Origin of the sequence: Variovorax paradoxus, assembly GCA_016806145.1 — a bacterium.
Classification (GTDB): domain Bacteria; phylum Pseudomonadota; class Gammaproteobacteria; order Burkholderiales; family Burkholderiaceae_C; genus Variovorax.
This window is the reverse complement of record CP063166.1, coordinates 1,424,888-1,437,186: the sequence shown is the minus strand read 5'-3', so window position 1 is coordinate 1,437,186 and position 12,299 is coordinate 1,424,888. Positions and strand designations below refer to the sequence as shown.

12 protein-coding genes are annotated in these 12,299 nt (G+C 68.6%); 3 read left to right on the top strand and 9 right to left on the bottom strand.

From position 1 onward, the window contains the following. Window positions 1–14 precede the first annotated feature (14 nt). The 4 genes from INQ48_06585 to INQ48_06570 all read right to left on the bottom strand — a co-directional run bounded on the left by INQ48_06585 (window position 15) and on the right by INQ48_06570 (window position 4,392). Window positions 15–848 carry a carbohydrate ABC transporter permease gene (locus tag INQ48_06585; protein ID QRF58897.1) on the bottom strand — a complete coding sequence of 278 codons (834 nt, stop codon included), beginning with the start codon at window positions 846–848 and terminating at the stop codon, window positions 15–17. 149 nt (window positions 849–997) lie between these two features. Next, a complete protein-coding gene (locus INQ48_06580; protein QRF58896.1) occupies window positions 998–1,855 on the bottom strand; it encodes a sugar ABC transporter permease in 858 nt (285 codons plus the stop codon). Window positions 1,856–2,007: 152 nt separating this feature from the next. Continuing rightward, window positions 2,008–3,318 (bottom strand): sugar ABC transporter substrate-binding protein, encoded by a 1,311-nt coding sequence (locus INQ48_06575; GenBank protein QRF58895.1) that lies wholly within the window; start codon window positions 3,316–3,318, stop codon window positions 2,008–2,010. Between the two features lie 174 nt (window positions 3,319–3,492). Further along, window positions 3,493–4,392 carry a LysR family transcriptional regulator gene (locus tag INQ48_06570; protein QRF60641.1) on the bottom strand — a complete coding sequence of 300 codons (900 nt, stop codon included), beginning with the start codon at window positions 4,390–4,392 and terminating at the stop codon, window positions 3,493–3,495. 161 nt (window positions 4,393–4,553) lie between these two features. Between INQ48_06570 and INQ48_06565 the strand changes: the two genes are divergently transcribed. After that, the gene (locus INQ48_06565) at window positions 4,554–5,549 is read left to right on the top strand and encodes a tripartite tricarboxylate transporter substrate binding protein (GenBank protein ID QRF58894.1); all 996 of its coding nucleotides are present in this window, start codon (window positions 4,554–4,556) and stop codon (window positions 5,547–5,549) included. Between the two features lie 35 nt (window positions 5,550–5,584). Then, window positions 5,585–6,643, top strand: coding sequence for a 4-hydroxythreonine-4-phosphate dehydrogenase PdxA (locus INQ48_06560; GenBank protein ID QRF58893.1), 1,059 nt, complete (start codon window positions 5,585–5,587; stop codon window positions 6,641–6,643). 69 nt (window positions 6,644–6,712) lie between these two features. On the opposite strand, the gene INQ48_06555 is transcribed toward INQ48_06560, so the two are convergent. The 3 genes from INQ48_06555 to tal all read right to left on the bottom strand — a co-directional run bounded on the left by INQ48_06555 (window position 6,713) and on the right by tal (window position 9,677). Continuing rightward, entirely contained in the window at window positions 6,713–7,045 is a 333-nt protein-coding gene (locus tag INQ48_06555; GenBank protein ID QRF58892.1) for a DUF805 domain-containing protein, read from the bottom strand. A gap of 107 nt (window positions 7,046–7,152) precedes the next feature. Continuing rightward, a complete protein-coding gene (pgi, locus tag INQ48_06550; GenBank protein QRF58891.1) occupies window positions 7,153–8,718 on the bottom strand; it encodes a glucose-6-phosphate isomerase in 1,566 nt (521 codons plus the stop codon). A gap of 2 nt (window positions 8,719–8,720) precedes the next feature. Continuing rightward, window positions 8,721–9,677, bottom strand: coding sequence for a transaldolase (gene tal, locus INQ48_06545; GenBank protein ID QRF58890.1), 957 nt, complete (start codon window positions 9,675–9,677; stop codon window positions 8,721–8,723). 268 nt (window positions 9,678–9,945) lie between these two features. Between tal and INQ48_06540 the strand changes: the two genes are divergently transcribed. Then, window positions 9,946–10,617 (top strand): lipocalin family protein, encoded by a 672-nt coding sequence (locus INQ48_06540; protein QRF58889.1) that lies wholly within the window; start codon window positions 9,946–9,948, stop codon window positions 10,615–10,617. Here the strand turns inward: INQ48_06540 and INQ48_06535 are convergent. Together INQ48_06535 and INQ48_06530 are read right to left on the bottom strand one after the other, a co-directional pair. Beyond that, a complete protein-coding gene (locus tag INQ48_06535; protein ID QRF58888.1) occupies window positions 10,563–11,225 on the bottom strand; it encodes an HAD family phosphatase in 663 nt (220 codons plus the stop codon). The two genes, INQ48_06540 and INQ48_06535, sit on opposite strands and share 55 nt — an antisense overlap. 23 nt (window positions 11,226–11,248) lie before the next feature. Further along, entirely contained in the window at window positions 11,249–12,295 is a 1,047-nt protein-coding gene (locus tag INQ48_06530) for an ABC transporter ATP-binding protein (protein QRF60640.1), read from the bottom strand. Window positions 12,296–12,299: the final 4 nt, after the last annotated feature.

Sequence of the window (12,299 nt, the reverse complement as noted above, 5' to 3'; positions counted from 1 at the left end):
GTGTCTCCCTTTCTTTACTTGACGGCGCCGAAGGTCAGGCCTTGCACCAGTTGCTTCTGGCTGAACCAGCCGAACACGACGATGGGCGCGATGGCCATCAGCGAGGCCGCCGACAACTTGGCCCAGAACAGGCCCTCGGGGCTCGAGTACGAGGCGATCAGCGTGGCCAGCGTGCCGGCCTTGGCGGAGGTGAGGTTGAGCGCCCAGAAGGCCTCGTTCCAGCTCAGCACCAGGCACAGCAGGCCGGTGGAGGCGAGGCCGCCGACCGACAGCGGCAGCACGACATGGCGGAACTCGGTCCACAGGCTCGCGCCGTCCATGCGCGCGGCCTCGAGGATTTCGTTCGGGATGTCCTTGTAGGCGCTGTAGAGCATCCAGACCATGATCGGCAGGTTCGACAGCGTGAACACGATGGTCAGCGCGCTCAGCGAATCCAGCAGGCCCGCGGTCTGCGCGAGCACGTAGATCGGCACCAGCGCGCCCACGGCCGGCATCATCTTGGTCGAGAGCATCCACATCAGGATGTCGCGCGTCTTCTTCGTGCGGAAGAAGGCCATCGAGTACGCGGCCGGCGCCGCGATCAACAGGCCGAGGATGGTCGAGCCCAGGCTGGTGATCAGCGAGTTGCGCGCGTACAGCAGGTAGTCGCTGCGCCGTTGCACCTCGCCGAAGTTGTCGAGCGTGGGCTCGAAGATGAACAGCGGCGGCACGTGGATCGCCTGCAGCTCGGTCTTGAAGGCCGTGAGGAACAGCCAGCCGAGCGGGAAGAACAGCAGCAGCGCGACGGCCCAGGCACCGACGGTGCGCAGCAGTTGCGGCAGGAAGTTGCTGGGAGCTTGTGGTTGCATGGTTCAGCTACTCCGTCGTGCGGTGGGCAAGACACGGCCCATTCCAGGAACACCACGGAGCCGGCTTTGCCGGGCCGTTGGTGTTGCCCCCTGCAAGGGGGTTGGCGAAGCGACACGAAGTGCGCGAAGACTGGGGGTGTGCAACATGACTAGTCCAGGTTCTTGCCGATGATGCGGATCAGGAACACGGCCACGATGTTGGCGAGCACCACCGCAAACAGTGCACCGGCCGAGGCCACGCCCACGTCGAAGTTCATGAGCGACTGCTTGAAGATCATGTAGGTCATGTTCGTGCTCTCGTTGCCCGGACCACCGTTGGTGGTGATGGCGATCTCGGCGAACACGCTGAGCAGGAAGATCATCTCGATCATGATCACCACCGCCATCGGACGCGCGAGGTGCGGCACGGTGAGATAGAAGAAGCGCTGGAACGCGCTCGCGCCGTCCATGCGCGCGGCCTCCATCTGCTCGCGGTCGAGCGACTGCAACGAGGTGATGAAGATCAGGCAGGCGAACGGCAGCCATTGCCAGGCCACCATGATGATCACCGACAGCAGCGGCACGTCGGTGAGCCAGTCGATCGGCTGGGCGCCGAACATGCGCCACACGTCGGCCAGGATGCCGTAGATCGGGTTCATCATCATGTGCTTCCACAGCAGCGCGTTGACCGCGGGCATGACGAAGAAGGGCGAGATCAAGAGCACGCGCACGATGCCGCGGCCCGGGAAGGGCTCGTTGACCAGCAGCGCGAGCAGCACGCCGAGCACCACGGTGATGCCGATCACGCTGCCGATCAACAGCAGCGTGTTCCAGGTCGCGGGCCAGAAGTCCGGGTCGGTGACGAAGTACTCGAAGTTGGCGAGGCCCGCGAAGGGATGGTCGCCGGGCTGCATGAGGTTGTAGTTCACGAACGAGAAGTACAACGTCATCGCGAGCGGCACGATCATCCAGAGGAAGAGCGTGAGCACGGCCGGCGCCATGAGTGCGCGGGGCAGGAGTCTTTTCATGGGAGGTCCCTTCTCTCTTCTGTCTGGCTCCTTCCCCCTCTGGGGGAAGGCGGGGATGGGGGCTGCCGCGATCGAGCGCGGCGACGGACGACGCGCCGTGCGTGCCCCCACCCCGACCCTCCCCCAGAGGGGGAGGGAGCAAGCCGCGGGGCTTACTTGTAGTAGCCGGCCTTCTTCATCTCACGCTCGGCCGTGGTCTGCGAGGTCTTCAGCGCCTGGTCGACCGTGACCTTGCCCGCGAGGGCCGCGCTCATCTGCTGGCCCACTGCCACGCCGATGGCCTGGAACTCGGGAATGGCCGCGTACTGCACGCCGACGTAGGGCGACTTGGGCAGCGTGCTGTCGCTGAGGTTGGCGCTGTCGATGGCCTTCTTCTCGGCGGCGGCGAACTTCGCGACCTTCTGGAACTCGGCGTTCGCGTAGGTCGACTTGCGCGTGCCGGTGGGCACCGCGCCCCAGCCCTGCTCCTTGGCGACCAGGTTGATGTAGTCCTTGGAGGTGGCCCACTTCACGAAGGTCTGGGCGGCCGCGGCCTTGGTCGAGCTGGCGGGGATCGCCAGGTTCCAGGTCCACAGCCAGTTGGCGCCCTTGGGCGTGACGGCCACCGGTGCCTGCGCGAACGCCACCTTGTCGGCCACCTTCGACTGCTTGGGATCGCTGATGAACGAGGCCGCGATGGTCGCGTCGACCCACATGCCGCACTTGCCTTCATTGAAGAGCGCGAGGTTCTCGTTGAAGCTGTTGGCCGAGGCGCCCGGCGGGCCGTAGGCCTTCATCAGGTCGACGTAGAAGCCGATCGCGTCCTTCCAGGGCTTGGTGTCGATCTGCGGCTTCCACTGCATGTCGAACCACTGGCCGCCGTTGGTGTTGACCAGCGTGGTCAGGAAGGCCATGTTGTCGCCCCAGCCCGGCTTGCCGCGCAGGCACATGCCGTAGACGCCGGCCTTCGGGTCGTGGATCTTGCCGGCCAACTCCTTCACCTGGGTCCAGGTCGGCTGCTCGGGCATCTGGAAGCCGACCTTGTCGGCCAAGTCCTTGCGGTACATGAGCATCGAGCTCTCGCCGTAGAACGGCGCGGCGTAGAGCTTGCCCTGGTACGACAGGCCGTCGCGGATCGCGGGAAGCAGGTCGTCGGCGTCGTAGGCGGCGTCGGTGGCGATGGGCTGCAGCCAGCCCTTCTTCGACCAGATCGGCGCTTCGTACAGGCCGATGGTCATCACGTCGAACTGGCCGCCCTTGGTGGCGATGTCGGTGGTCACGCGCTGGCGCAGCGTGCCCTCTTCCAGCGTGACCCACTTGAGCTTGATGTCGGGATTGGCCTTCTCGAAGAAGGGCGTGAGCTTCTGCATCTCGATCATGTGGCCGTTGTTGACGGTCGCGATCACGAGTTCGGTGGCGGCCTGGGCGACGAGCCCGGTGCCGGCGAGTGCGAGGACGAGGCCCGCTTTCAGAAAACGCTGCATGTTGTCTCCTAGAGGGTGAGCGACGCCCCCTCGGGTCGCCGTGCCCGGATTCTGGATAAACACGCTTGCGGTTTTGGTACTTCGAATGTCAACGACAGTACTTTCATGCACCGATTGGCTAGTGAATTCCCTAGTCAACGCAATACAGCATGTGCCGCAGGCAATCCAAAGCGTTCAACCGGTGCCCAGCAGCTGCCGCCGGAACTGGGCCGCCGCGGGCGAGAGCGCCCGGTCCTCGCGCGTGACCAGGCAGATCGGCGGCACGCGCACCGGCAACTCGATCGGCACCACCCGCAGCAGGCCCAGCCGCGCGTAGTGCCGGGCCTGCGAGGCGGGCATGACGGCCGCCATGTCCGAGCTCTCGAGCAGCGCGGTGATGGCGATCGGCGAGGCCGTTTCGAGGATGTCGAGCCGCGCCTGCACGCCGGCCTCGCGCATGGCGGCCTCGAAGCGCCCGCGCTGCGGCGAGCCCGGGGGCTGCAGCACCCATTGCCAGGCCGCCAGGTCGGCCAGCGTGAGTCCCTCGCGCTCGAAGGCCGGATGGCCGCCGCGCACCACCACCACCTGCGATTCGCCGAGCAGCGGCACGCTGGCGTAGCGCGACTCGTCGTGCCCGTCGGTGAGCCGGCCCAGCACCAGGTCGACCTCGCCCTGCTCGAGCTGGGCCTGCATCACGTCGCTGGTCTCGACCACCACCGACACCGCCACCTGCGGATGGCGCCGGCGGTACTCGACCAGCGCCGGCGCCAGCAGCTCGGGCACCGCGCCCGGCACGCTGCCCACGCGCAGCGCGCCGCTGAGGCCGGAGCGCAGCGCCAGCATCTCCTCGCGCGCGCTGCCGAAGTCGCTGACCACGCGGTGGGCGTAGCGCACCAGGATCTCGCCGTAGGGCGTGGGCTCCATGCCGCGCGCCAGCCGCTCGAACAGCTTCTCGCCGAGCGAATCCTCGAGCTGCTGCAGCAGCTTGGTGGCCGCGGGCTGGCTGATGTTCATGGCCTCGGCCGCGCGGCCCAGGTGGCGGTGGGCGTCGAGGCGCACCAGCAGCAGCAATTGGCGCGGGCGCACCTGCAGCATCAGCGAGGCATCGGGCGATGTTTTCTGGACGGTCATCACCAAAAGTATATGGAGACCCCGCCAATTTCGATTGGATCGCGAGGAGCGAACGGCCTAACCTGCAGCCTCGCCATGCATGGAAAGCAATGGCGTCCAAGACCAACAAGCAGGAGACAACCCCGATGCGCCCCTTTTCCCCGGCCTTCCGGCAGCGCTGCGCCGGCGCCTTCGCCGCCACGCTCGTGCTGGCCTGCGGCCTCGCCGCCGCCCAGACCGCGCCCGCCTACCCCGACAAGCCGCTGCGCATCATGGTCGGCGCCTCGCCGGGCGGCGGCACCGACATCCTCGCGCGCGTGCTGGCCGACAAGCTCTCGCCCGCGCTCAAGCAGCCGGTGGTGGTCGAGAACCGGCCCGGTGCCTCCAACACCATCGCGGGCGAGCTCACGGCACGCGCGCCGGCCGACGGCGCCACGCTGCTCCTGGCCACCAACACCGCGCAGGCGGTGGCGCCGCACATCCTCAAGCTCAAGTACGACCCGCTGAAAGACCTGCAGCCGCTGGGCCTGGTGGCCGTGATGCCCAACGTGCTGGTGGTGTCGGCCAGCTCGCCCTACAAGTCGGTGAAGGACCTGCTGGCCGCGATGGCGGCCAAGCCCGGCGGTTTCAAGTACGCCTCCTCGGGCATCGGCAGCACCCAGCACGTGGGCGGCGAGGCCTTCAACCTGGCCACCGGCATGAAGTCGGTGCACGTGCCCTACAAGGGCAGCTCGCAGGCGCACATCGACATCATCTCGGGCGAGGTCGAGATGATGTTCGACAGCACCTCCTCGGCCATGGGCCAGATCAAGGCCGGCAAGTTCCGCGCGCTGGCCGTGAGCGCGCCGCAGCGCTCGCCCGAACTGCCCGACGTGCCCACGCTGGCCGAACAGGGCGTCAAGGGCGCCGACGTCTCGACCTGGTACGGCCTCTACGTGACGGCCGGCACACCGCGCCCGGCCGTCGAGCGCCTGAGCGCCGAGCTGGCGCGCAGCCTGCAGCTGCCCGACGTGCAGGCCCGCATCAAGGCCCTGGGCGGCGAGCCCGGCAACCTGATCGGCGAACCCTTCGCGGCCATGAACCGGCAGGAGTTCGAGCACTACGGCCAGCTCGTGCGCGCCGCCAACATCAAGGCCGAATGAGGCCGTCCCTCGCTTTTTCTCCACCGACGATCGCCATGTCCACTCCTTCGAAGATTCCGACCGTGACCTCCGCCAAGCCCCGTATCGCCGTGCTGCTCGGCGACCCCAGCGGGGTCGGCCCCGAGATGGCGGTCAAGCTGCTCGCGCGCCAGCGCAACCTCGACGCCGCGCGCGTGCTGCTGATCGCCGACCCGGTGGTGCTGGCCGCGGGCGAGCGCATCGCCGGCGCGAAGCTCGATCCGCTCGCGGCCGAGAGCCTCGACACGCTGCGCTTCGAGGACGGCCGGCCCTCGCTGCTGGCCTGCGACTGGATGGACGGTGCCGAGCCGGTGCTCGGCGAATCGAACGAGGCCTCGGGCCGTGCCTCCTTCGAGGCGCTCGAGCTCGCGACCGCGGCCGTGCGCCGCGGCCAGGTCGACGCGATCCTGTTCGCGCCGCTCAACAAGCATTCGCTGCGCCTGGGCGGCCTGATGCACGAGGACGAGCTGCGCTACATGCAGGCGCGCTTCGCGGTGCCGGGCTTCGTCTGCGAGTTCAACCTCACGGGGGCGCTGTGGACCTCGCGCGTGACCTCGCACATTCCGCTGAAGGACGTGGCGAGCCACATCACCGGTGAAGGCGTGCGCGACGCGGTGAAGATCATCGCCGCGGCGCTGCGCCAGTCGGGCGTGGCGCAGCCGCGCATCGCGGTCTCGGGGCTCAACCCGCATGCCGGCGACGGCGGCTCGATCGGCATGGAGGAGATCGAGATCATCGGCCCGGCCATCGAAAAGCTGCGCGCCGAGGGCTACGACGCGCGCGGCCCGTTCTCGCCCGACACGGTGTTCATCGGCGCGCGGCGCGGCGACGTCGACGCGGTGGTCTCGATGTACCACGACCAGGGCCAGATCGCGATGAAGCTCATGGGCTTCGAGCAGGGCGTGACCCTGCACGGCGGCCTGCCCGTGCCCGTGGCCACCTCGGCCAGCGGCAGCGCCTTCGACATCGCGGGCCAGGGCATCGCGCAGATCGAGGGCCTGCAGCAGGCCTTCGACCTATGCCTGCGCATGGCCAGCGGTGCGCCGGTGCGCGCGGCCGCGACGGCCGAGGCCTGAGTCGGCCGCCATAAAAAAGGGCCGCATGCGCGGCCCTGTCGAATCGTTGTTCTGCGTGTCCCGGGGTCTTCAGGCACCCGGCGGCTGGCCGTAGGCATTGGCCTCGGGCTGGCTGGGCTGCACGAAGAAATAGATCAGCACGAGGTTGATCAGCGGAATGATCATCAGCAGCTGGAACCAGCCGCTCTTGCCGATGTCGTGCAGGCGGCGCGAGCCCGCGGCCAGCACGGGCAGCAGGAAGCCCAGCGCGGCGACCAGGTAGACGATCTGGTGGATGAGGCTGGCGACGATCAGCACGACCACCTCGGCCAATATGAACCACCAGAACTCGGAGCGCGAGGCGCGCCCACTGAAATCCGTGTACTTCTGAAAGCAGGTCTTGACCGCTGTTTGAAAATCCATTTTGCTCGGCTCCTCTTGAGGTCCCCGGGAAATTTCCCGGGGCCATCATATCGGCGCCTTCTGCAACGGCAATGGCAACGAATGGCGTACTTCGAACGGCCAAGCGCTCACTGCGCGGGCGGACTCAGGCGCTGCAGCAGCCCCGCGGTCGAGGCATCGAGCCCGGTGATGTCGCCCGAGGCGAGACGCGGCTCGATGTCCTTCGCGAGCACCTTGCCGAGCTCCACGCCCCACTGGTCGAAGCTGTTGATGCCCCACAGCGCGCCGCTGGTGAACACGCGGTGCTCGTACAGCGCGATGAAGGCGCCGAGCGCCTCGGGCGTGAGCTTCTCGAACACGAAGAAGCTGCTGGGTCGGTTGCCCGGGAAGTTCTTGTGGCCGCCCGCGTCGAGCTTGCCCACCATCAGCGCCTGCGCCTGCGCGAGCGCGTTGGCCAGCAGCTTCGGATGGTGGCCCTCGAGGTCGTGCGAGGCATCGCGCACCGCGAGGAACTCCAGCGGGATCACGTCGGTGCCCTGGTGCAGCATCTGGAAGTAGGCATGCTGGCCGTTGGTGCCCGGCTCGCCCCAGAGCACGGGCGAAGTGCCCAGGCCCGGCGGCAGCGCGGCACCGGTCGCGTCGACCTGCTTGCCGTTGCTCTCCATCTCGAGCTGCTGCAGGTAGGCCGGCAGCCGCTTCAGTGCGCTGTGATACGGCGCGATGCAGCGGCTCGTGAAGCGGTGGAAGTTGCGATACCAGACGTCGAGCAGGCCCAGGCGCATCGGCAGGTTCTTCGCGAGCGACGCGGTGCGGAAGTGCTCGTCCATCGCATGCGCGCCCGCGAGCAGCCGACGGAAGCCCTCGGCGCCGATGGCCAGCGCGATCGGCAGGCCGATGGCCGACCACAGCGAATAGCGCCCGCCCACCCAGTCCCAGAAGCCGAAGGTGGTCTCGATGCCGAACTTGTTGGCCGCTTCCACGTTGGTGGTGAGCGCCGCGAAGTGGCCCGCGATGTCGTTGCCGCCCGACTGCTCGTACCAGCGCTTCGCGGACTGCGCGTTGGTCATCGTCTCGGCCGTGGTGAAGGTCTTCGAGGCGATCAGGAACAGCGTGTGCTCGGGCGCGAGGCCCTCGAGCACGCCGTCGAGCTCGTGGCCGTCGACGTTCGAGACGAAGTGGAAGTGCTTGCCCGGCGCCGCGAACTCCGCGAGCGCCAGCACCGCCATCTGCGGACCGAGGTCGGAGCCGCCGATGCCGATGTTGACCACGTCGGTGATGGTGTGGTCGCCGCGCACCTTCTCGGCGTAGGCGAGCATGGCGTCGAGCGTTTCGTGCACCTCGCGCAGCTGCGCCGCGGTCTTGCCGGCCGTGGCATCGGCCGGCGCGCGCAGCAGCGTGTGCAGCACCGCGCGGTCTTCGGTGTTGTTGATGTGCTCGCCCGCGAACATCGCATCGCGGTGCGCCTCGAGGCCGCACTCGCGCGCGAGCGCGAACAGCAGCTCCTCCACGCGCGTGTCGAGCAGGTTCTTCGACAGGTCGGCGAACAGGTGCGGCGCCTCCTGGCTGAAGCGCGCGAAGCGCTCGGCGTCGTCGACGAAGGCATGGCGCAGGTCGAACTGGCGGCCCGCGGTCTCGAAATAGGACTGCAGCTGCGCCCAGGCCGGCGCGCGGTCGCAGCGAAGCGGGGTCGCCATGATCAGCGGCCGCTTTCCTGCATCAGCTTCTCGAGCTTGATCGCGTCGGCCGCGAAGGCGCGGATGCCCTCGGCGAGCTTCTCGGTGGCCATCGCGTCCTCGTTGAGCGCGAAGCGGAAGCCGGCCTCGTCGTAGGCGATCTTCTCGGCCTTGCCCTTGGCGGCGGCCTTGGCGTCGAGCGCATGCTCGAGCGGCTCGTTGCTCGCGGCCAGTTCGGCCAGCAGTTCGGGGCTGATGGTCAGCAGGTCGCAGCCGGCGAGCGCCTTGATCTGGCCCACGTTGCGGAAGCTCGCGCCCATCACCTCGGTCTTGATGCCGTTGGCCTTGTAGTACTCGAAGATCTGGCGCACCGACTTCACGCCGGGGTCGTTGGCGCCGGCATTGGCGGCCTCGTCCCACTTGGCGCCCTCGGACTTCTTGTACCAGTCGTAGATGCGGCCGACGAAGGGCGAGATCAGCTGCACGCCGGCCGCGCCGCAGGCCACGGCCTGCGCGAACGAGAACAGCAGCGTGAGGTTGGTGCGGATGCCCTTGCTCTCGAGCTGGCGCGCGGCCTCGATGCCTTCCCAGGTGGAGGCGACCTTGATCAGCAGCCGCTTCTCGGTGTCGATGCCCTCGGCCTTGTAGAGCGCCGTGATGCGCTCGCCGCGCGCCACGGTGGCGGCGGTGTCGAAGGACAGACGCGCATCGACCTCGGTGGAGACGCGGCCCGGGATGATCGAAAGGATCTCGGTGCCGAAGCGCACCAGCAGGCGGTCGATGACTTCGTCGAGCGGCTTGCCCGCATGCTTCTTCACGCCCTCGTCGAGCAGCGGCCGGTACTCGGCCTTCTGCACCGCCTTGAGGATCAGCGACGGATTGGTGGTCGCGTCCTGCGGCTTGGAGGCGCTGAGCTGCTTGAAGTCGCCGGTGTCGGCGACCACGGTGGTCCATTGACGGAGTGCATCGAGTTGGTTCATGGCAATGATTATGTTGCGGTGATGGCGACAGGGCCTGCACGCTGGTGCATGCGGGCCGATGCTTTCATGCGCACCGTAGCACGGCTTGGCACCCGGTTCCATGACGGCGCGAACAACATGCGGCCAGCAGGGTTTCGGCCCCATGCCGCCCTACAGGCGCTGTGGTCCACGGCTGACGGCGAGCACCCGCGAGCGCGCCTAGGCTGCGGAGTCCTTCCTTCGCGAATCGTCGGATTCGCCGTCCCGTCCCGACCCAGGAGCCCCCTACATGCAGCGCAGACTTCCTCCCGCAGCCTCCACCGACCTCGCCCCCTTCGACGACCGCCGCACCAGCGCCGCCATCGGCACGCTGGCCACGGCCTTCGTGATCGGCGGCGCGGCGGCCTGGCTCGCGCTGGATGCCGCGCGCCGCTCGCGCGTGCGGCTGGCCGGTCCGGCCGATGGCGCGCCGCTGATGCGCGCGCCGCTGCAGGTGGTGGCACCCGTGGACCTGCACCGCTACGCCGGCCTGTGGCATGAACAGGCGCGGCTGCCCAACCGCTTCCAGAAATCCTGCGCCGGCCCGGTCACGGCCCAGTACACGCCGCGCCCTGACGGCACGATCGAGGTGCTCAACCGCTGCGAGCGCGCCGACGGCAATTTCGAGGAATCGCTGGGCACCGCGCGCGTGGTGCCGGTGGCGGGCCAGCCCGGCGCGGGCCGGCTCGAGGTGCGCTTCGCGCCCTCGTGGCTGGCCTGGCTGCCGGTGGTGTGGGGCGACTACTGGATCCTGAAGCTGGACCGCGACTACCAGGTGGCGCTGGTCGGCACGCCGAACCGCGAGTACCTGTGGGTGCTGTCGCGCGCGCCCTGCCTGGACGACGCGACCCTGCAGGCCGAGCTCGACTACGCGGGCAGCCTGGGCTTCGACATCGACAAGGTCGAGCGCACCGGCAGGTAGCGCGAGAGCTGGGTCGCGAGCGTGGCCGGCGCGGTGCAGTGGATCGCGTGCCAGCCGAAGGCGCGCGCGGCTTCCACGTTGGGCGCCGAATCGTCGATGAACACCGTCTGCTCCGCCGCCAGCGCATGGCGCACCGCGAGCAGTTCGTAGATCTCGCGATGGGGCTTCAGGAACTTCACGTCGCCCGAGAACACGCCGCCGTCGAAACGCCGCATGAAGCCGTGGCGCGCCACGATCGCGCGCGCATAGGGCGCGGGCATGTTCGAGAGGTAGTAGAGCTTCAGCGGCTCGCCGGCCTCGCGGCGCTCGAACAGCTCCTCGAGCAGCGCCACCGTGACATCGATCGGCGCCAGCCGTTCGCCGAGTCCGTCGAGCATGGCCAGCAGGCGGTCGGCCGGCAGCGCGAGACGCGCCGCCATGCGCGCGACGGATTCCTCGAGCGTGCGGGTGCCGCAATCGAAGCTGGTCCAGTCGTCATGATGGAAAAGCGCGCGGCCCAGGGCCGCGGCGGCGGATTCAGTGGGCGCATGCTCCGCCAGATGGGCCTGGACCAGCCGTGTGGGCTCCCAGGTGAAGAGCACGGCGCCAAGATCGAAAACCACGTTCATGGCGCCATTGTTCCATGCGCGCGCTACACCACGCTGACGCCATGCGCCCCCAGCGAGAGCCGGGTCTGCGCACCCGCGGCCAGCGGGTTCGACAGGTCGGTCGAGACCACGAAGACCGCGCCCAGCGGCGTGTCGAAACCGTACTCGTAGAAGCTGCCGAGGTAGGCCACCTTCTTCAGCGTGGCCGGCAGGCCGGTGTCGGCCGCCGAGGCCTCGCCGATGCGCCAGGCCTCGGGCCGCACCGCGACCTTGACCGCGCCCGGCGCCACCGCATGGCGCGGCCGCAGCCGCAGCGGCCCGAGCGTGACGTCGCCGTCGGCACCGGCCACGGCCGGGAACACCATCGCCTCGCCCATGAAGCCCGCGACGAACTCGCTCTCGGGCCGGCCGTAGAGCTGCTCGGGCGTGCCGCGCTGGGCGATCACGCCGTGGTCCATCACGATGATCTGGTCGCTCACGGCCAGCGCCTCGCTCTGGTCGTGGGTGACGTAGGCCACCGTGAGCTTGAGCCGCTGCTGCAGCGAGCGGATCTCCTCGCGCATCTCGCGCCGCAGCCGCGCGTCGAGGTTCGACAGCGGCTCGTCGAACAGCAGCACCGCGGGCTCGAGCACCAGCGCGCGCGCCAGCGCCACGCGCTGCTGCTGGCCGCCCGAGAGCTCGCTGGGCAGCCGCTGGTCGAAGCCCACCAGGCCCACGCCGCGCAGCGCCTCGCGCGCACGCGCCGTGGCCTCGTCCTTCTTCACGCCGCTCATGCGCAGGCCGTAGCCCACGTTGCCGATCACGTCCATGTGCGGAAACAGCGCATAGCTCTGGAACATCATGCTGACGTTGCGCTCGGCAGGCCCGAGCGTGGTGACGTCGCGCCCGCCCATGAAGATCGCGCCCGAGGTCGGCGACTCGAGCCCCGCGATCATGCGCAAGGTGGTGGTCTTGCCGCAGCCCGAGGGGCCGAGGATGGTGGTCAGCGTGCCCTCGGGCACCTCGAAGCTGATGCCCTTGACCGCGAGCGGCCCGTTCCTGTCGGCGCCGTAGCGCTTGGTGACGTCGCGAAACTCGATCCCAGTACTCATGCTC